Raw genomic sequence first — 20,136 nt, forward strand, 5'->3', positions numbered from 1 at the left:
ACGTCCCGGATACGGCTTTCCGCATCCTGCGTGTTGTAAATCTGGTTGCCCAGATTGCTGATGGCGAACTCCAGGCGGTTCACGTAGGCGCCCATGTCCGAACGCATGGTATTCACCGACTTGATGGCCGTGTCGATGAGCGACAAAGTGGCCAACGCCCCCGAAGCCGTCGATACCGACGTGGTGGTGGCGTTCATGCCCAAGGCGCCCAAGGTCATGGCGCTCACCGTGATCGACATGCGGTCGGTGGTCGCGCTCGAGCCCGCGCCGATATGCAATACCGAAGCCTGCCCGCCGGTGGCGCCGAAGGAGCCCGCGGCCCCGTCCAGCAAGGTCATGCCGTTATAAGCCGCCGAATTCGAGATTCGGCTGATTTCGCTCATCAGCTGTCCGAATTCCTTATCGGTATAAGAACGTTCGGTGGTGGTCATGGTGTCGGTGGAGCTCTGGATGGAGAGCTCGCGCATGCGCTGGAGGATATTGTTGATTTCCCCCGCCGAACCTTCGGCGATTTGCACCAGGGCGATACCGTCTTCGGCATTACTCTTGGCGCGGCCCATGCCGCGGATCTTGCTGCGCATCGACTCGGAAACCGAGAGGCCGGCGGCATCGTCCGAGGCGCGGTTGATCCGCATACCGGTCGAAAGTTTCTCAAGGGACTTGGCGAGGGAGTTCTGCTGGGTTTCCAGCGCCCCCTGGCCGATCATCGACGAAATATTATGATTAATACGCAAGAGGAAACCTCCGTGTTGAACCCTACCCGCTCAGGCATCCCTGCCCGGTATTTCTATGTGGCTTCGCCCACTAGGTTTATCGGCAAGGATCGGCAGGGACTTTAATTTTTCCCCGATTTTTTTTCGCGGCCCGTTTTAGCCCGTTGATACCGGCCTAAAGGACAGCGACATGGAAGATTAGGGGGAAACGGAAAAGGCCGCGTCCTGGGACGCGGCCTTCTCACCCGACGGGAGGTGCGGGATTTGGTTACCCTTTGAGCAGGCTGAGCACGCCTTGCGGGACCTGATTGGCCTGCGCCAACATCGAAGTCGCGCTCTGGCTGAGGATTTGCGCGCGGGTGAACTCCGTGGTCTCCTGCGCGAAGTCCACGTCGCGTATGCGGCTCTCGGCGTCCTGCGTGTTATAGACCTGGTTGGACAAGTTGCTGATGGCGAACTCCAGGCGGTTCACGTACGCGCCCATATCGGAACGCATGGTATTCACCGACCGGATGGCGACATCGATAAGCGACAGCGAGGATAAGGCGCCCGCCGAGGTGGAAACCGAGGTCGTCGTGGGGCTCATGCCCAGGGCTCCCAGGGTCATGGCACTGATGGTGATGCTGATGCGGTCGATGGCATTGCTGGATCCCGCGCCGATATGCAGCACCGAAGCCTGGCCTCCCGAGACGCCGAAGGATCCCGCGTCACCGTCAAGCAGGGTCATTCCATTATAGGAAGCCGAGCTCGAAATACGGGTGATTTCGTTCATCAACTGGCCGAACTCCTTATCCGTATAAGAACGTTCGGTGGTGGTCATGGTGTCGGTGGAGCTCTGGATGGAGAGCTCGCGCATGCGCTGGAGGATGTTGTTGATTTCCCCCGTGGCGCCTTCCGCGATTTGCAAGAGCGCGATGCCGTCTTCGGCGTTGCTCTTGGCGCGGCCCATGCCGCGGATCTTGCTACGGAGCGACTCGGAGACCGAGAGGCCGGCGGCGTCGTCCGAAGCGCGGTTGATCCGCATGCCGGTCGACAGTTTTTCCAGGGACTTGCTCAAGGAGTTCTGCTGGGTTTCCAGAGCACCCTGGCCGATCATCGAAGAGATATTATGATTAATGCGCATGAGACGAACCTCCGTGTTTTCATTTCGCTCAGCTGCTTCCTTGCAGCTTCGCGGCTCCGCGTTTTTGCGGCCCCGCTTTTCGCGGGCCCCGGGACTCCCTCCCGGCTTGCATCTCTTTCTTCGGATAATTTTTCCCCGGAGTTGAGGACTTTTTTCCGCATAAGTCCAACCCCCGCGGCAACTTAACGCAAGACCTAAAGCGGATTGAAAGCCTTTTCGCGAAATAATTTCCCGGAAACCGCGAAATCGCCTCCGTAACGCTCGGGTTACGTGGCGGGAATTGGAGCGGAAGTTGAAGGGGTTTGTCGGAAAGAAAATCGGTAGTCCCCTTAGCGCGCTGCCTGACAGCTCGCTAAGGGCCGCGGGAATTCCCGCGGACGGTTAGTAAAACCGGACGCGCAACAGTCCCGCGCCCAATTGACGGGGGAATTCCAGCTTCAAATCGCCGGAAACGCCCTGGCGGGCGTAACTCCAGACCTTGCGTCCCGACAGATCGTAGGCGTCCAGGCCTGCGGCGTCGGCGGGCAAATCGATGGGCTGTAAGCCGGAAACCAGGGTGCTGGCCACGGTCCCTTGCGGGCGCGCGGATCTGGCTAAGGACGTCACCGGCGCGCAGGCGTCGTTGATGGTGCCGGTATAATCGATGCGGGCGAGAGCGGCGTTGTTATCCCCGTAACCGCTCTGGCTGTACTGCAGCACGTACAAGGAACCGTCCTTGGGTCCGTACAGCGCGGCGATATCGCTGTTCTTGCCCACGACGGCGAGGTCGTAAAACTTGTTCAGTTTCCCGTCCGCGGTGAAGTCGATGAACTTATGCACGCCGCGGGACCAATCCCAGATGAACATGCGGCCGTCGTATTGGGGCGGGAACTTGGTGGTAGAGACCAAGGTCTTGTCGTACCGGTACATGGGGCCGCCCATGGCGGTCTCGGCGCCCTGTCCCATCTGCGGCCAGTCGGTGGAATTACTGATCGAATACCAGATGAACGGGGCCCGTGACGGCGGCAGCTTATTGACGCCGGTATTGTTGGGTGAATTGTTCACCGGCTTGGAGCAGTCGTATTTGTCCCCGATCGTGCCCGGATCCGAGGTACTCGTGTAGGTCACGGCATTGTACGCGAATTGGTTGCCGTTGCAATAGGGCCAACCGTAATAGCCGGGATCCATGGCGATATTGAATTCGTCATGCCCGGAGCGGCCGCGATTGGCCACGCTCTGATCGGCATCCGGGCCGACCTCGCCCCAGATCAGCCAACCGGTCTGATCATCCACCGTGAAGCGGTAGGGATTGCGCATGCCCATGGCGTAGATTTCGGGCTTTACCTTGGTCAATTCATCCGCGGTCCAGAACGTGGACATCGCGTCCTTGAAGTTGCCTTTCGGGATGGTATACCACGAGCCGTTGGTAAGGGTCGCTTCCGGATGGATGCGGCTGATCTTTCCGCGCAGATCGTTGGTGTTGGCCGCCGACTTCTGGGCGTCGGAACCGGGATCGGGCGTATAGACGGGAGCGAAGCCGGCGTTGTGGGTATCATGCGGATTGGAGTCGTCGCCGGAACTGAGCCACAGATTCCCTTTCTTATCGAACCACATGCCGCCGCCGTCATGGTAAATCCCGTTCTTCCAACGCGGAATGCGCAAGATCTCGGTCTTGGTGGAGGCGTCCATCAAGTCCCCGTTCACCTTATAGCGCCAAAGCACCTGGGCGCGATTGGTAGTCGAGGGATCGTTGGCCAGCACGTAGAGGAAGCCGCTGGTAGCGAAATCGGGCGGGATCGCCACGCCCAAAAGACCGTTCTCATTATCGAAGTTGACGGGAACGTTTCCAGCCTTTACGGGCGTGGCCTGCCCGGGCTTGTAAACCTGGATATTGCCGCTGACCATTTCACCGATGAAGATACGGCCGTCGGGTGCGGCTGCCATGTGGACGGGATGGTCCAAGGTGGACGAAGCGAGCACGACCGTCCGCTTGAAATCGGAGGCCGCGGGCTCCGGGCACGACTGGGCCCCGCCACGGTTCGGCCAAACCAGGCATGCCAATGCCGCCAACGCCAGTACCCGTGTTGCCTGCAAGCTATTCCTTCCCGTGGCCTCGGGGCGAACGCCCTTTTTCCGAATCGTCTGCATAACTTCTCTTCCCTTCACTCCACCGTTGTCACAATCCAAAGGCCGGAAAAACCGATGCGGGCATCTGATTTTCGAAGCTGAGTTTGGCCCATTCCGCATCCCGCGCTACGGAATGGATCTCGGCCTCGTCCAACACCCCCGAAAACTCGAAACCAGGCCGGCCACTGCCGTGCCTGCCCATGGTCACGTTGAGCGGGAACTGAGGGCCGACGGCGCCCGTTACCGGGATTTGCCCCACCTCATGCCCATCCAAGTACACCCGCAAAAAGGAACCATCGAAGGTTCCCATGATCGAATGCCAACGACCGTCCAGAACGGTGGGCGTTTTCGCAATAAGATAGTTCCAGGTCGACGGGATTGTCGGCTGTGGTTTAACGGTCCAATACCAAAACTGCAACCCGGAATCCCGCAGGACCCTGATTCCATAATTGTCGCCCGCGCTTAGGATTTCCCCGCCTTGGAGCCCCAACTTCTTGCCGCTCGCTTTGATCCAGGCCGATAGAGTGAAAGTATTGGAAACCCTTAAACCGCTCCATGGCCGCGGGGAGAGGATATAATCCCCGGAATCGAGACCATGACCAGCGCCGATGTTCCCTTCGCGCGAGGTGTTGGCGATGTGGTCATCGCCATCGCTCCCTGCGCCGGTGACATCTTTATATAGCGCATTAGCAACCGTGTCGGGGGCTTCCTCGCCCAGATGCCAAACCCCCGCGAAACCGGCCAGGGTATCGAAGACGGTGCGGATGCGCATGGCTCCGGCCGCCGGGGTGGGGCCCCAATGCATGGAGATGTACTGATCGGCCTGGCCCGCGTGCAAGGTATCGAGGCGGACCCAGACCGCGGCCTTTCCCGCCACCGGATCCCAGCTCTCGATCTCGCGCGCCAAAGGCGTCCCGTCGGCGGCGGAGAAGCGAAGATCGGATCCGCCGGAGCCCGCTTGCGAAAAGTCGAAAGCCGGGGCCGCGAGACGGACCAGCAAGGGGAAGTCGCGCAAGTCGTGGGATAAGGCGGTCGCGCCCGTGGCGGTATTGAGCAGGACCTTGCGGGAGTACGGCCAAAGCGCGTAGGCGTCTACGGGCGAGACTTCCGCCTTGCGCACCAGCACGTTCTTCGCGAGCAAAAGGGCCGGGCCTCCGAGCCCCCTGGCGCAAGCGACGGTGGGAACCGTTCCGGCTGGCACGGAATCGATCCTCACCATTCCGGCGAGGCGCAATTCCGAATCGATGCGCGCGCGAAGCAAGGTGCCGGGCAAGTAAATCCAACCCGAGTCCGAATCCAATGTCTCCGGCATGGGGACGGATAAGCTTCCTGTCGCATGCAAGGTATCCGCGGGGACCTTTACCGAATCGGATCCCAGGCGCACGCCCCAGACGGCAAGGCGCCCACGGCCCGCTCCGTCGTGCGCCAGGACGTTGTATTCGCCTGGGGCCAAGCTGAGGAAGCGGTATCGGCCTTGGGAATCCGTCGTGACCTTAAGGGAGTCCGGTACGGGTCCGGCCGTCAGGGGATTATAGTCCGAAGGCAAGATGATCACCTCGGCCCCGGCTACCGGTACGCTGTCTTCCCCCAGCACCACGCCCGATACCCGGGCATTGCCGGCTTCGGTCGCATCGCCTCCCGAGGCCAAGCGGTCTATGCAGGCCGCCAATCCCAGGGCGGCCGCGAGGGCTCCCGCGATGAATGCCCAGCGCTTCACGGCTTGGCCCCCATCCCGACCGGGAAGAATTGGAAGCTCATCTGATACACGCGATCGGCGCCTTCGGCGGAAAGGGCGATATCCATCATCTCCTTGCGGAAGGCCTGAATGCGCGCCTTGATCTTGTGGAACTCGGGCTCACCGAGCCCTAAGGTAAGGGCGGAGATGTCGCGCCCCTCCCTGGGTCCCGTATCCAGGGCGTTCTCGGCCACGCGCAAAACCTGCTTATGGTAATTGAGCACGTTCAAGGCGGCCACTTCGTCGCCGGTGGAGATGATCGCGCTGGACTGCGTCCATTTGCCTTCGGCGTCGCGGGAGATGAGTCCCAGCTTCTCCAACAACTTGACCGAGCTCTTGGCCTCGCGGGCGGGGATGGGAGGCACCAGGCACCGCGCCAGGCGGGCGTAATCGGGCTCCCCGTCGGGCCCCAGGCCTAAATCGACTTTCGCGATCAAAGAGCGGATCACGGGATGATACCACTTGGTGAAATACTCGTATTGCTCTTCGCCGATGCGGGCGATCTTGAGCTTGCGTTTCAGGCCCAGCATGCGCGCGTAGTAATGATCCTTGGTCCCGGCGGTGCGCGCCTGGGTGAAGGGAACCAGCAATTCGAAATATTCCGTCTCGGCCTGGTTCAGCCTGATGGCCTTCGCCACGCGCGCCGTCGTCCCCGCGGAAAGATTCTTGGTGCCCTTGATGAGATGCAGCAGCCATGAGGTCGAATTCATCTCCGCCAACCGGGAAAAGTCGCGATAGGTAAACCCTTCCTGCGACTTGCGTTCCTCGTAGTAGTCTTTCAGAAAGACCCTGTAATTAGTGTATTCGAAGATGCTTTTCACGTTTTGGATGCGATTCGGTAAACAGATCCCAGGCCCCAAAGGTAACGGAAAAGCGGGAAAAGTCAAGCTGAACCTTGGCCAGGAATTGCAACGACCTGGATCCCCCCGGCCCAGTCGCCGCCTATTTTGGATTCTTTCGGTAAACAAGAATGTTACCGGCCGCATAACATAACTTTGCAGCGAGGAGGCACCATAATGCTCAAAATCCCGATTCCGCGAAGGCGGGCCAGGGCTATGGAGTGGGCGGGAGCCGCCGCCCTCGCCACGGCGTTGGCGCTCGTCGCATGCGATACGGAGAAGGACCGCGCCCAGCCCGCATCCGAGGAAGCCATTACCGGTTCCGAGGAGGCCGTTTTGACTTCCGCGCCTTCCGTGCCTCCCCCCGTCGCCCGCAATCATCCCGCCAAAATCGTCGTCCATCTCGAGGTCAAGGAAACGGTCAAGACCCTTTCGCCGGGGGTCCAGTACACCTTCTGGACCTTCGGCGGCGACGTGCCGGGCAAGTTCATCCGCATCCGCCAAGGCGATGAGGTCGAATTCCATCTAAGCAACCATCCCGACAACAAGATGCCCCACAACATCGATCTGCACGCGGTGTCGGGCCAGGGCGGCGGCGCGGCGGCGTCGGTCACCGCGCCCGGGCACTCGTCGCAATTCTCCTTCAAGGCCATGAACCCCGGGCTCTTCGTATACCATTGCGCCACGGCGCCGGTGGGAATGCATATCGCCAACGGAATGTACGGCATGATCCTGGTGGAACCGAAAGGGGGGTTCCCCAAGGTTGATCATGAGTATTACGTGATGCAAAGCGAGTTCTATACGGCCGGGAAGTACGGCGAAGAAGGCTTGCAGCCATTCTCCATGGAAAAGGCCATCAAGGAAGAACCCGATTACGTGGTCTTCAACGGCTCCGTCGGCGCGCTCCTCGACGACAAGGCCCTCACCGCCAAGGCCGGCGAGACGGTGCGTTTGTTCGTCGGCAATATCGGGCCGAATCTGATCTCTTCCTTCCACGTCATCGGGGAGATCTTCGATAACGTGTACGGCGAAGCCGGAACGATCGTCAACCACAACGTGCAGACCACCTTGATACCGGCGGGAGGCGCCGCCATCGTCGAGTTCAAGGTGGATGTGCCCGGCACCTATATCATGGTGGATCATTCCATCTTCCGGGCGTTCAACCAAGGGGCATTGGGAATGCTCAAGGCCAGCGGCGACGGTAACAATGAGATCTACTCGGGCAAGCAATTCGACGAGGTGTATCGGCCCGAAGGCAGCGCGATCCAATCCCTCGGCGGGACCCCGGCGATGCCGCCTGCCAAGCTGGACCATGCGCAACTGATGGAGCGGGGCGGCCGCATCTTCATCCAAATCTGCGCCGCCTGCCACCAACCCCAGGGGCAGGGCCTGCCGGGGGCCTTCCCTCCCCTGGCCCTTTCCGATTTCCTGATGGCCGACAAGCAACGCGCCATCGGCATCGTCAAGAACGGGTTGCAAGGGGAGGTCGTCGTAAAGGGGGTCAAGTACAATGGCGTGATGCCCAAACTCAATCTGGACGCGGCGGACATCGCCTCCGCGCTAACCTTCGTCCGTAACAGCTTCGGCAACGCGGGCGGGGACGTGACCATCGCGGAAGTCAACGCGGCCAAGTAAAGGGCTGATGCGCGCGGCGTGGATGGGAGTATGCGGATGGGAATGCGGGTAACCTTCCTGTTACTGGCGGCAGGCGTCGCCTGGACGGCTCCGCGGCGGGAAATACCGGCGGGATGGTACCGGAATCCCTTCCGCCCCCCGCCCTCGGATAGCGCCATTAAAAGATCCGGGGACGGCCTCGAGGATGGCATGAAGGTCGCGCCCTTCCGGTTGGACGAGCGGGCGGTGACTACGGCCGGATTCCTCGCCTTCGTCAAGACCCATCCCGAATGGGCGAAATCGCGGGCGCAAGCGCCCTTCGTCGATTCCATGTACCTGGCCTCCTGGCTCGGCGATCGGGAGCCTCCCCCGGGGCGCTTCGCGGAACCGGTCACCGAGGTTTCCTGGTTCGCGGCCAAGGCCTATTGCGAGGCCGCCGGCGGACGGTTGCCAGCCACGGATGAATGGGAACGCGTCGCCGCCGCGCTTCCCGCCGGCCAGGATTCCATCGCTCGGAACCGCCGCATTCTCGCTTGGTACGGTCGACCGGCTTCCGCGGACGCCGGGGCCTCCCGAGGTTCGCGGGATGCCTTCGGCATCCGGGATCTCTACGGACGCGTCTGGGAATGGACCGCGGATTTCAACGCCATTCGGCCCGGCGCGGAAGCGGATAAAGCCTTCTGCGGCGCGGCGGGGCAGGCGACCGCGCGCGGCGCCGATTACGCCGCCTATATGCGCTACTCCTTCCGCTCCAGTTTGCGGCCCGACTACGCCGTAAGCTCGCTGGGCTTCCGATGCGCCGACGGCGCGGCCCGGCGTATCGCTCCGCTGCCGCCCGCGGACTTGCCCGCCGGTTCCTTGTACTTGCTGCGCTCGGAATGGGAAGACGACATCGGGAGGCGGCAGGCGTTGGCGGCCTTTCGCGGCAAGGCCCGCATCCTCACCTTGTTCTTCTCCCATTGCCAATCCACCTGCCCCATGGTCCTGGGCACATTGAAAGGCCTGGCCGAAGCATTGCCGAAGGGTTGGGAGGCCCGCGCCGGCATCGTCATGGCCACCTTGGATCCGGGCCGCGACGGGGCCGCCGCTTTGGCGGAATTCCGCCGCCGCATGTCCTTATCGCCCGAAGGTTACGTACTGCTGCATGGCCAGGAAGAGGATACGCGCGAATTGGCCATGGCCTTGGGCGCCGCCTACCGGAAGTCGGAAGCCAACGGGGGCATCGAACATGAGGCCGTGATCGCCGTTCTGGATCCCGAAGGCCGGGTGGCCCACCGCCACGATGGCACGGTGGACGCGGCGACATTGTCCCGGGAACTTATGGCGGCGGCGGGCGAATCTTTAAGTCCCTAACGGGATGGCTTCTCGGCTGCGGGCGGCCGAAGGCTTTGGGACTTGCGGCTGCGGCCCGCTGGCGCCGCGCCGGAAGCGGCCGGGCCGAAGCTGGCCAAGGTGGTCGTACGCGCCCAGTCGACGAAAGACTCGTTGAGCTTGTTCCAGGTGGGGTGCATCGGGCAGGGCTTTTCGCTACGGCATTGCCCCCAGCCGAATACGCAGCTGCCCGCTTTGGCATCGTAACCGACGACTCCCAGGATATCCATATAGCTGATGGCCTCCGCCGGCCGCGCGAGCCGGAACCCGCCGCCATGGCCTTTGGCGGAAACGACCAAGCCGGCGTCTACCATGCGCCGCATGATTTTCCATAGGTAAGCGAGCGGTACCGCCGTGCTCTCCGCGAGTTCGTTGGCCCGCATAGGCCCTTGGTCCGAACGCAGGGCGAGGCTGGACATCGCCCGCAAGGCGTATTCGGCGGTCTGGGTGAGGTTGATTGAAATCATGCTGCGGCCCAGGCTGCGCGATGACGAGCGCTGGAGCGGTCGCGATCAGATGCGCTTCGCGCCGGCTTTACGCCCGCCCGCCAGGGCCAGTCCCAGGAGGAGCGATTCGATCAGGAACAATCCCGCCGCGCCCATGGCGGCCCAGTGGTGCATCGAGGTGAGAATTCGGGGTGCGGTCGAAAGATCCATATTGCCTCCGGCAGACTGCCATGTCCATAGATTACATCCGTCGCCCGCGGGGACTTAAGTTTTCCTTGGGACAAAATGTCGCAAGGGGGGAAGTTTGCGATTGGTTTATCTTGCGAATGTTTACGTGCACATCCTGTCAGCCATGGTCTGGATCGGCGGATCGGCCTTCATCGCTTTGGTCATCGCCCCGCTCATGCGCCGGAGCGGCGGAAAGGACGACAGCGCCTTGCGCGCCGCCGCCGTGCGCTTCCGGACCGTGGGCTGGATCAGTTTGGGGATACTGGTCGCGACCGGGGCCGGCAACCTGGCCTTGCGCGGCATCGGCCTTTCCGATCTGCTGACCGGCGCCGCCTTCCGCGGCTCCGCGGGCCATGCGCTGGCGTGCAAATTGATCCTGGTGGCCATCATGCTCGCCATCAGCGGATTCCACGACTTCCGTTGGGGACCCGCCGCGGTGCGGGCCATCCAGTCCGATCCCGGATCCGCCGCGGCCGTGCGCGGGCGCCGGCTGGCCGGTCGCATCGGCCGTTTCGTTTTCCTGCTCGGGCTTCTCATCGTGGCGGCCGCCGTCATTTTTACGCGCGGGGGCCTCTGATTCCAAGTACCCGGGACCGGCTCTGGCGCCGGGCCGTGGCTGCTTACTTGTAGTCGTTCAAGAACTTGACGATCATGTCCGCTTCGGCGTCGTAGGCCGAGGCGGCCTTCATAACCTCGTACTGCGCGACCAATGCGCCGTTACTGGACAAGCTGACCCGGTAGCGGATATGCCCAGCGCCATAGTTCTTCGGGGTCCCGGGATCGGAAACGTGGGCGTTCCACTTGCTCATGAAAGACGCGCTTCTCGCGAATCGGACCAGATCGGCCGTCATCACCAGCGGCGGCCCGTTCGGCGTGGTGAAGACGCCAGGCAAGCGCAGGCCAAGCGCCTTGGTCATTTCCGCGTTGGCTTCCGCCGCGCCCGCCAAATAGCTGTCCTCCGTGGTGGTTCCATCGCCGGCCCCCGATACGGTCCCCAAGGTAATGCTACCGAATGTTCCCAGATGCGGGGTCGGGGCCTGGAGGACCGTATAGGTGGTCTTGCCCCCATTCGGAGCGCTGGCGCAAGCGAAGAACATCCCCGTGAGCGCCAGCAAGCCTAGGCGCCGAACCGATACAAGTCCTCTATCAGATGCCATCGATTTTCTCCAATGTTTAAGCGGGAGGTAAAGGTTAGTTAATGCGGACGCCGAAAGATCCCGATGTCCTATCCCCTCGCGGGAGCCCTCTGATCGGTTGTCACCCGGACCCGGCTGCTCTGCCAGAATGGCAGGGCCGCAAGCCCTCCGTCCCCCGATTTACCGGGCCCCTATCCGAATTCTCAATGGATACGCAGGTCCGCTAAGAGCCATCGCATGGCATCGCGGTTGCTTATGTCCTTTCAATGGATATGCGGGTACGGAATGGCCCGCGCGGCAGAGGCCGCGGAAACGGAAGGATAGATGGTTATGCGTAAGGCTGGATGGATCGGTTTGGGCGCGCTGGTTTTGACGGGTGGATTGGCCCTTTCGGGCTGCAATAAGAAGGAGGCCTCCGCCGGAGGCCAAGGCAACGGAGCGGCGGCGGCGCCGAGCACGGCCCTATCCAAAGGCGTCGGTCCGATCCAAGCGATCGAGGTGGGTGCGCTGGACGAGGCCCTGGTGGCCAAGGGGCAGAAAATCTTTTCCGGCACGTGTTCGGCTTGCCACAAGCTCGATCAACGCTATGTCGGCCCGGCATTAGGCGGCGTCACCAAACGACGCGCGCCGGAATGGATCATGAACATGGTCCTCAACCCCACGGGCATGACCCAACAGGACCCCACCGCCAAGGCGTTGCTCGGCGAATACATGACCCAGATGTCGGTCAACGCCACGCAAGAGGATGCCCGCGCGGTCCTCGAATTCTTCCGCAAGAACGATGGCATTTAAACAGAAGTAAGGGAAAGGAACATAGATGCGTAAACAACCGTCCATCCGCCCTCTCCTCCCGGGACTTGCCGCAATCGCGGCTTTAGCCCTCCTGGGATGCGAGAAGCAAGTCGCCCGCAAGGCCGCTCCCGGCATCGCCGGCGACGCCGCCGAGAGGGTCTACGTGGCTCCCGGCACCCATGATGAATTGTATGGCTTCTTCTCGGGGGGCTTTAGCGGGCAATTGTCCGTGGTGGGCCTGCCCTCGGGCCGCACCTTGCGGGTCATCCCCGTCTTTTCGCAGAACCCGGAGAACGGTTACGGTTTTTCCGAGGAGACCAAGGCCCTCCTCAATACCAGTTTCGGCTTCGTGCCCTGGGACGATGCGCATCATCCCGAGCTTTCGCAAACCAACGGCGAGGCCGACGGCCGCTTCATCTTCATCAACGGCAACAATACGCCGCGCATCGCGCGCATCGATCTGCGCACCTTCGAGACGGTGGAAACCATCGAGATCCCCAACAGCGCGGGCAACCATAGTTCGCCTTTCACCACCGAGAACTCCGAATACCTGGTGGCGGGCACGCGCTTCTCCGTTCCCATCCCCCAGGCCAGCATGACCATCAAGGATTTCAAGAAGGAATTCAAGGGCGCCATCTCCTTCATTTCGGTGGACAAGGTAAGCGGGCGCATGGCGGTGGCCTTCCAGGTACTGATGCCCGGATACGATTACGACAAAGCGCATTGCGGCAAAGGCCCGTCCAAGGATTGGGCCTTCTTCACCACCTACGATACCGAGCAGGCCCACACCCTCTTGGAAGTCAACGCCTCCCAACGCGACAAGGACTACATCGCCGCCATCAACTGGAAGAAGGCGGAGGCCTGCGTGGCGGCGGGCAAAGGCCATGAGGTGGCCGGCTTGCATTACGACAATTACCTGGACGAAAAGACCCAGACCGCGGTGAGCGAGGTGCGCAAGACGACCAAGATGATCACCCCCGCCGAATGCCCGGACATGGTCTATTACCTCCCGACCCCGAAGTCCCCGCATGGCGTGGACGTGGATCCCACGGGCGAATACATCGTGGGCGCGGGAAAGCTCGCCAGCCTCATCCCCGTGCATTCCTTCAGCAAGATGATCAAGGCCATCGCGGCCAAGGCCTACGACGGCGAAGCCGGAGGCATCCCGGTGCTGAAATACGATCAGGTGATCGCCGGCGAGGTGGACAAGCCGGGCCTGGGCCCGCTCCACACCGAATTCGACGGCAAGGGCTTCGCCTACACCTCCATGTTCCTGTCCTCGGAAATCGTGAAGTGGAAGCTGGGCACTTGGGAAATCGTGGATCGCATCCCCTGCTACTACGCCATCGGCCATCTGATGATCCCGCTCGGGGATACCAAGAAGCCCTACGGCAAGTACGTCATCGCCCTGAACAAGATCACCAAGGATCGTTACCTGCCCACCGGCCCCGAGCTGACGCAATCGTCCCAGATCATCGACATCTCGGGCGAGAAGATGCGTCTCTTGGCCGAGTTCCCCACCAACGGGGAGCCGCATTACGCCCAGGCCATCCCGGCCAACATGGTGGAGCCCAATAGCGTCAAGATCTACAAGCTGGAGGATAACCATCATCCCGACGCCATCCATTCCGAGAAGGAGGCGCGAGTGGTACGGCAAGGCAAGGCGCTGCACATCTACGCCTCGGTCATCCGCAGCCATTTCGTGCCCGACAACATCGAAGGCGCGCAATTGGGCGATACCCTCTACTTCCACGTCACCAATCTGGAACAGGATTGGGACGTGCCCCATGGCTTCGCGATGATGGGCGCCCAGACCGCCGAGCTGCTGGTCATGCCCGGCCAAACCCGCACCCTGAAGATCGTGGCCAACCGGGCGGGCGTGATTCCATTCTACTGCACCGATTTCTGCTCGGCCCTGCACCAGGAAATGCAAGGCTACATCCGCGTCTCGCCTCCCGGGGAAAAGGTCGACTTGACCTGGTCCACCGGCAAAGAGGACGCGCCCGGGACCTGAAGCGGTCGGGGGCGTTCTGCGAACGCCCTCTGACGCCCGCCAATGAAAGTCAGGCGACTTATGATCATCCTAGCGAACCACAGGAACGAAAGCGGCGCCCAGACCGGGCGGTCCTGGGGCGCGACACTCCTCCTCGTTGCGGCGGGGCTTTGCCTCGCCCTTTCCATCCTCTTCCCGATCTGGCGCATCACCTTGGAGGCCCCGCAGTATCCGGAAGGCCTGGGGATGTATATCCATGCGCGCACCATCGACGGCTTGAATCCCCACGACCTGGAAACCATCAATGAACTGAACCATTACATCGGCATGAAGAAGATCGTGCCCTCGGCCATCCCCGAGCTGCGTTTCATCTCCCCGCTCATCCTCGCCTTCGCGGCCCTCTCCCTGCTGGCCGCGTTCCGGCCCCGGGCTTGGTCGACCGGGCTCTTGTTGGCCGCGCTGTCGGGCGCCGGCGCGGTAGGCATGTACGATTTCTGGCGCTGGGAATACGATTACGGGCACAACCTGAACCCAATGGCGGCCATCAAGGTGCCGGGCATGAGTTACCAGCCGCCTCTGCTCGGCGAAGCCCATCTGCTCAACTTCGTTTCGCAATCCTGGCCGGCTATAGGGGGCTGCCTGCTTTTCGAAGCGGGAATCCTCATCGCCCTTTCGCTGGCGCTGTCTCTCGCGCGCGATCGCGGTTGGCGCTTGTTACCCCGCTTCGGCCGCGCGGCGCGCGGCGTTTCCATCGCCGCCCTTGGCCTCCTGTTCGCCACGGGTTGCGGATCGCGAGGACCCGTCCCCTTCCAATGGGGCGAGGATGCCTGCCGCTTCTGCAAGATGATCCTGGCGGAAAAGGGCTTCGCCGCCCAGCGCATCAATTCCAAAGGCAAGGTCTACAAGTACGACTCCATCGAATGCCTGTTGGCGGATCTCAAAGCGAATCCTCCCCAGGCGGGCGAGCGCCTATACGTGAGCGATCGCAGCCGGCCCGAAGCGCCTTTGGCCGAAGCAGGGACCGTACATTACTTGCGGGGCGGATCCCTGGCGAGCCCGATGGGGCAGTCGCTGGCCGCCTTCGCATCCGAGGATTCCGTCCGGGCCTGGCAAGCCCGCTTGGGCGGGGACAGGTTGGAATGGGATCGGCTGCGCATTCGGTGATCGCCGTCGCGATTATTTCCGTTATTACGTCAGCCGCCGCCGCCGATACCCTCTCGGTCGGGGCCGGGCACCCTTTCTCGCGCATCGCCGATGCCCTGGCGCGGGCCCATGACGGCGACGTCATCTCGGTTGGGGCGGGAAGTTATCCGGATACGGGACTGGTGATAAGCAAACGGGTTTCCCTCGAAGGCCATGGCTGGCCGGTGCTGGACGCCCGCGGGGGCGGAACCTTGATCGACATCCGCGCGGACGGGGCGAAGGTTTCGGGAATGGTTTTGCGCGGCGTGGGCACCAGCTATATGAAGGAAGTGGGCGGCGTGTGGATCACGGGCGCGGCCGACGTCACCGTGGCTGGCAACCGCTTCGAGAAGGACTTCTTCGGCGTCTATGGGGCGCAGGCGCGGCGGGCCCGCATCGAAGGGAACTCCTTCACGGGATTGGGCGGTAAGGAATCGTCCAACGGCAACGGAGTGCATTTCTGGAAAAGCGATAGCGTACGGGTGATCGGGAATTCCATCCGCGGGCACCGCGACGGCATCTACCTGGAATTCACCGGCAACAGCGAAGTGACGGGGGATACTTGCGAAGGCAACGTCCGCTACGGATTGCATTTCATGTATTCCCATGGCAACCGTTACCTGGGCAATCTTTTCCGCCGCAACGGATCCGGTGTAGCCGTGATGTATTCTCGCGACGTGGACATGCGCGGGAACCGCTTCGAAGAGAATTGGGGCGCAGCCAGCTACGGGCTTCTGCTCAAGTCCATTTCGGGAAGCCGCATCGAGGATAACCGCTTCGTTCGCAATACCGTGGCGGTTTTCCAGGAGGGCAGCAGCCGCATCGAAATGCGCGGCAACCTGTTCCGGGCCAATGGTTGGGCCCTGCGCATCGTGGCCGACTGCGATTCCAGCCGTTTCGAGGGCAATCGCTTCGAGGGGAACACCTTCGACGTGGCTTACAACGCGAGCCCGGACAATACCAACGTCTTTTCCGGCAACGTTTGGGACAAATACCAAGGCTGGGACCTGGACAAGGATGGCATCGGGGACGTTCCCCACCGGCCCGTCGAGCTTTTCCCCACCCTCATGCAAGAGCATCCCCAGGCCATGGTGCTGCTCCGCAGCCACTTCGTGACCTTGCTGAACGTGCTGGAACGCATGTTCCCCACCTTGTCGCCCGCCTCCCTGCAGGACGAACGGCCGATCATGCCTTCGGCCCGGCCTCGGCCCGTCGTCCCCGGGTCGGCCGCACCGTCGGCTTCTGGTCGGGGCGGATCCTCCGCCATGGAGGCATCATGAAAGGAGCCCTATCCATCGGCAAAGGCCCGGTCCTGGAAGCGCGCGGCTTGTCCAAGGCTTACGGCAAAAAACGGGTGCTGCGCGGCTTCGACCTGGAAGCCGCGGCGGGATCGGTCACCGCCATCCTGGGCCCGAACGGCAGCGGCAAGACCACCTTCATGCGTTGCCTGCTGGGCCTGCACGTATTCCAGGAAGGATCCATCTCGGTCCTGGGCGAAGATGTCCGGCGCGGCTCCGCCTACCGGCGCCACATCGGATACATGCCGCAGGTCCCCAGCTTCCCCGAGAACCTGAGCGTACGCGAAATCGCCGAGCTGGTCTCCCGCGTGCGCGGCGTGAAGCCCGATTTCGCCCGCGGCGGCGGCTTGGGCGTGGAAGAGTTCCTCGATCAAAAGTGGAAGACCCTGTCGGGCGGCATGAAGCAGAAGGTGAACGCGTCCTTGGCGGTGGCCTTCGACGCGCCTTTGCTGGTCCTCGACGAACCGACGGCCAGCCTCGATCCGGCTTCGCGCCTCAAGCTCGTGGATCTGTTGCGCGCTGAAAAGGCACGCGGGAAATGCATCCTCCTCTCCACCCACGTTCTGGGCGACCTATGGGAACTGGCCGATCGCCTGGCCTTCCTGCGCGAGGGGCAAGTACGCGTCCTGAAGGCGGATTCCATCCCCGGTATGGCTACCGATATCGGGCTATTCGAACGCAGCGTCGCCGCTGAATTGGAGTCGGCATCGTGATCGCCGTCCTGCGCTTCTGCCTCAAGGACCTGCTCCGCAGCCGCTTCATCGCGGCCTATTTCCTGTTCCATTTGGCCGCCGGCTTCGCCCTCATGCGCTACGCGCCCACCGCCTCGGCCGGGTTCGGCGCCCTGCTCAGCCTCATCCTGTTCCTGGGCCCCTTGTGCTCCATCGTATTCGGCACCCTCTACTTCTACCAGGCCCGCGGCTTCCAGGAATTGATGTTGGCCCAGCCCGTGGGACGCGGAGCCCTGCTAGCGGGCCAAGGCCTGGCCCTCGCCATCGCCTTCTGCTCCGCTTTCGGCCTAGGTCTGGGGATCTCCACCTTAGCCGCGGGATTCCATGGCAGCGGCGATGTCATGCTCTTGGTCCTGTTCCTCGTCGGCGGGACGTTGCTGCACCTCTGCTTTCTCGCCCTCGCCTTCCTCATCGCCCTATCGGTGGACGATCGCCTCAAAGGCTTTTCCACCAGCCTGGTGGTCTGGCTGGTCCTGGTCTTCCTGTACGATGGGGCTTTGCTGGCGATCATCACCGCCCTGTCGGATTATCCACTGGACCGCTTTACCATCGGGGCCATCCTCTTGAACCCGGTCGATCTGGAACGCATCCTGGTCTTGATGCAATTGGATGCTTCCGCCTTGCTGGGATATACGGGAGCGGTTTTCCGCCGATTCTTCGGGACCTCGCTGGGAATCGGGGCCGCCCTGCTGGCGATGACGGCATGGGTGGCCGCGCCCACGGGCCTCTTTTTCCTTCGGTTGCGCAAAAAGGATTTCTGATTACATTGGCGTTCGGTACCGCGGTACAATCCATCGAATGGGTGAACGCATGCGTATGAACCTTCTCGGCCATGTTCTCTCCGCGATGGCAGCGTCGTTTTCTTTAGGGCGAGGCCAATGGCAAAACACGCATCTTCCCTTCAACGGCGACGTTCCCGCCTTGCTCAGCGTTGGAACCGAATTGTACGCGGCGACCGGCGGAGGAGGCGTTTACCGCTCATCGGATAACGGCGATACTTGGGTCCGTTCGGATTCCGGCTTGACGAGCGAACATGTACTGTGCTTGGCCGCCAGCGGACCGGATTTATTCGCGGGAACCCTGGATGGAGGGGTCTTCTTTTCCTCCAACCAGGGGGCCAGTTGGAATCAAAGGGATTCCGGAATGCCGGGGCATACGGAGATCAACGCCTTAGCGGTCAGCGGCGACTATATATTCGCAGGCGCGTATGGTTCGGGGATTTTCCGATCCTCCGATAAAGGTCGTAACTGGACCCTCGTGGATACGCGGATTTCTTCGCAGCGCGCCTTTTTGGTTACGGGGACCGGTTTATTCGTGGCCTCCCCCAGCGGGATATACCGCTCCGCCGATGAAGGATTGCATTGGACCGTAATCGACAGCGGTTTGGGCGAACGCTACGCGGAATCCTTGGCGGCGGTCGGCTCACGCCTGTTCGCCGGCACTACCGACGCAGCCTATATCTCCCTGGACAATGGGGACGATTGGACAAACAAGAGCGAAGGGCTCTCGCTAACGTACACCGCGGTTCCCAGCCTCCTGGCGGTGGGAGAAAACCTCATCGCCGGTACGCCCATCGGCGTTTATCGTTCCGGCGACTATGGAAATAGTTGGGAGGGTATCAACTCAGGTTTCACAACCATCAATTATATCGAGTCCTTGGCCGCGATTGGCGGCTTCCTGTTCGCTTCCGTCTCTAACAGCACCCTCGATAACGGCGTTTGGAGAATGACGGTCCCGACCACGGCGATTTCCGCCCGGTCCCGTTCCCATGCTGGCAAGGGATCGCGAGCCGTTTTGCGTACAAGGGAAGGCGCCTATTCGGTCCTCGGAAGAAGGGCGGATCCCCACCCCTGAAATGAGAAACCATTATATGCCTTGACAAGCATATGAACCATCTAGTATATTCCTAGTATGGTATCTTCATTCGCCATTCTCGCGGAACCGAACCGCCGGACCATCCTTAGCTTATTGGCTTCCTCGGAGCGTTCGGTCGGCGAGATCGAACACCACCTACGCATGCCCCAGACCTCCGTATCCAAGCACCTGCGCGTACTGCGGGACGCAGGGTTCGTGGAGGCCCGCATCGAAGCCCAACGCCGCGTCTACCGTATCCGGCCCGAACCGCTCAAAGAGGTCGACGCCTGGCTGGCGCCGTTCCGGGCCTTATGGTCGGCCCACGTGGATGCGCTCGAACGCCACCTCGACAACATGGATAAGCCATCCAGGAAAGGAAAGAAAAGATGAGCAACCGAGAAGCGTACGCCCCCGGACCCGCGGCCGGCGCCGAGATCCGGAAGGAGGCTGAGGTTTGGACCCTCGTCCTCACCCGTGATCTACGCCACCCTCCGGCTAAGGTGTGGACGGCCCTGACGGAACCCGGACATCTCCGCGAATGGGCGCCTTTCGATTCCGACCGCAGCCTCGCCGCCATCGGTCCCGCGAAACTTACGACGGTGGGAGCCCCCACCCCTATGATCTCGGAGAGCCAGGTGACGCGGGCGGACGCGCCCAAGCTCCTCGAATTCACCTGGGGCGGGGCCAATGTCCGGTGGGAGCTGGAAGCGCATGGAAACGGCGGGACCCGGCTCAAGCTCTGGCATAACATCAATCGCGGCTTCATTTCGATGGGCGCGGCGGGCTGGCACATCTGCTTGGAGGTACTGGACCGGATGCTCGCGGGCGATCCGGTCGGCCGCACCGTCGGCCCCAAAGCCATGCAGGTCGACGGCTGGCAACGCCTGCTCGGCGATTACTCGAAGCTCCTGGGCGTGGAAGCGCCCAGTTGGCCGCCCCAAAGCAAACCCTGAATCCTCGATTCGCTTATAACCA

General features: G+C 62.0%; 20 protein-coding genes. 12 read left to right on the plus strand and 8 right to left on the minus strand.

Annotated features, from left to right (window positions below; translation table 11 throughout):
• From JF616_12265 to JF616_12285, 5 genes are all read right to left on the minus strand, one after another.
• On the minus strand, positions 1–734 hold a 734-nt coding region (locus JF616_12265; GenBank protein MBW8888522.1), incomplete at its 3' end, for a flagellin.
• 247 nt (positions 735–981) lie between these two features.
• Positions 982–1,836, minus strand: coding sequence for a flagellin (locus JF616_12270; GenBank protein ID MBW8888523.1), 855 nt, complete (start codon positions 1,834–1,836; stop codon positions 982–984).
• A 381-nt stretch (positions 1,837–2,217) separates the two neighbouring features.
• Positions 2,218–3,909, minus strand: a complete 1,692-nt coding sequence (locus JF616_12275) for a PQQ-dependent sugar dehydrogenase (protein MBW8888524.1) — start codon at positions 3,907–3,909, stop codon at positions 2,218–2,220.
• A gap of 82 nt (positions 3,910–3,991) precedes the next feature.
• Positions 3,992–5,659: a DUF2341 domain-containing protein gene (locus tag JF616_12280; GenBank protein ID MBW8888525.1), complete on the minus strand. Its 1,668-nt coding sequence runs from the start codon at positions 5,657–5,659 to the stop codon at positions 3,992–3,994.
• Positions 5,656–6,498 carry a TIGR02147 family protein gene (locus JF616_12285; protein ID MBW8888526.1) on the minus strand — a complete coding sequence of 281 codons (843 nt, stop codon included), beginning with the start codon at positions 6,496–6,498 and terminating at the stop codon, positions 5,656–5,658. The genes JF616_12280 and JF616_12285 overlap by 4 nt, the downstream gene beginning before the upstream one ends.
• Before the next feature lie 234 nt (positions 6,499–6,732).
• Here JF616_12285 and nirK point away from each other — a divergent pair, with 234 nt between their 5' ends.
• A complete protein-coding gene (gene nirK / locus JF616_12290; GenBank protein MBW8888527.1) occupies positions 6,733–8,151 on the plus strand; it encodes a nitrite reductase, copper-containing in 1,419 nt (472 codons plus the stop codon).
• Positions 8,152–8,193: 42 nt separating this feature from the next.
• On the plus strand, positions 8,194–9,483 hold the full coding sequence (locus JF616_12295) for an SUMF1/EgtB/PvdO family nonheme iron enzyme (GenBank protein ID MBW8888528.1): 1,290 nt from the start codon (positions 8,194–8,196) through the stop codon (positions 9,481–9,483).
• Here JF616_12295 and JF616_12300 read toward each other — a convergent pair.
• Positions 9,480–9,968 (minus strand): Rrf2 family transcriptional regulator, encoded by a 489-nt coding sequence (locus tag JF616_12300; protein MBW8888529.1) that lies wholly within the window; start codon positions 9,966–9,968, stop codon positions 9,480–9,482. The genes JF616_12295 and JF616_12300 overlap by 4 nt on opposite strands.
• 45 nt (positions 9,969–10,013) lie before the next feature.
• Positions 10,014–10,157: a hypothetical protein gene (locus tag JF616_12305; GenBank protein ID MBW8888530.1), complete on the minus strand. Its 144-nt coding sequence runs from the start codon at positions 10,155–10,157 to the stop codon at positions 10,014–10,016.
• 124 nt (positions 10,158–10,281) lie between these two features.
• Here JF616_12305 and JF616_12310 point away from each other — a divergent pair, with 124 nt between their 5' ends.
• The gene (locus tag JF616_12310) at positions 10,282–10,752 is read left to right on the plus strand and encodes a CopD family protein (GenBank protein MBW8888531.1); all 471 of its coding nucleotides are present in this window, start codon (positions 10,282–10,284) and stop codon (positions 10,750–10,752) included.
• A gap of 43 nt (positions 10,753–10,795) precedes the next feature.
• Here the strand turns inward: JF616_12310 and JF616_12315 are convergent, their stop codons facing one another.
• The gene (locus JF616_12315; protein MBW8888532.1) at positions 10,796–11,332 is read right to left on the minus strand and encodes a hypothetical protein; all 537 of its coding nucleotides are present in this window, start codon (positions 11,330–11,332) and stop codon (positions 10,796–10,798) included.
• Positions 11,333–11,641: 309 nt separating this feature from the next.
• Between JF616_12315 and JF616_12320 the strand changes: the two genes are divergently transcribed.
• Genes JF616_12320 through JF616_12360 form a run of 9 tightly spaced genes read left to right on the plus strand, consistent with a single transcriptional unit; the run spans position 11,642 to position 20,114 of the window.
• Positions 11,642–12,103, plus strand: coding sequence for a cytochrome c (locus tag JF616_12320; GenBank protein ID MBW8888533.1), 462 nt, complete (start codon positions 11,642–11,644; stop codon positions 12,101–12,103).
• Positions 12,104–12,128: 25 nt separating this feature from the next.
• Positions 12,129–14,117: a Sec-dependent nitrous-oxide reductase gene (gene nosZ / locus JF616_12325; GenBank protein MBW8888534.1), complete on the plus strand. Its 1,989-nt coding sequence runs from the start codon at positions 12,129–12,131 to the stop codon at positions 14,115–14,117.
• Positions 14,118–14,177: 60 nt separating this feature from the next.
• Positions 14,178–15,260, plus strand: coding sequence for a nitrous oxide reductase accessory protein NosL (locus tag JF616_12330; protein ID MBW8888535.1), 1,083 nt, complete (start codon positions 14,178–14,180; stop codon positions 15,258–15,260).
• Positions 15,236–16,558, plus strand: coding sequence for a nitrous oxide reductase family maturation protein NosD (gene nosD, locus JF616_12335; protein ID MBW8888536.1), 1,323 nt, complete (start codon positions 15,236–15,238; stop codon positions 16,556–16,558). The genes JF616_12330 and nosD overlap by 25 nt, the downstream gene beginning before the upstream one ends.
• Positions 16,555–17,289 (plus strand): ABC transporter ATP-binding protein, encoded by a 735-nt coding sequence (locus tag JF616_12340; protein MBW8888537.1) that lies wholly within the window; start codon positions 16,555–16,557, stop codon positions 17,287–17,289. The genes nosD and JF616_12340 overlap by 4 nt, the downstream gene beginning before the upstream one ends.
• Entirely contained in the window at positions 17,286–18,068 is a 783-nt protein-coding gene (locus tag JF616_12345; GenBank protein MBW8888538.1) for an ABC transporter permease subunit, read from the plus strand. The genes JF616_12340 and JF616_12345 overlap by 4 nt, the downstream gene beginning before the upstream one ends.
• Before the next feature lie 49 nt (positions 18,069–18,117).
• Entirely contained in the window at positions 18,118–19,161 is a 1,044-nt protein-coding gene (locus JF616_12350) for a hypothetical protein (protein ID MBW8888539.1), read from the plus strand.
• A 57-nt stretch (positions 19,162–19,218) separates the two neighbouring features.
• Positions 19,219–19,551 (plus strand): helix-turn-helix transcriptional regulator, encoded by a 333-nt coding sequence (locus JF616_12355; protein MBW8888540.1) that lies wholly within the window; start codon positions 19,219–19,221, stop codon positions 19,549–19,551.
• On the plus strand, positions 19,548–20,114 hold the full coding sequence (locus JF616_12360; GenBank protein ID MBW8888541.1) for an SRPBCC domain-containing protein: 567 nt from the start codon (positions 19,548–19,550) through the stop codon (positions 20,112–20,114). The genes JF616_12355 and JF616_12360 overlap by 4 nt, the downstream gene beginning before the upstream one ends.
• The last annotated feature ends 22 nt before the right edge of the window (positions 20,115–20,136 follow it).

The sequence above is a fragment of the Fibrobacterota bacterium genome (genome assembly GCA_019509785.1).
In the GTDB taxonomy this organism is placed as follows: domain Bacteria; phylum Fibrobacterota; class Fibrobacteria; order UBA11236; family UBA11236; genus Chersky-265.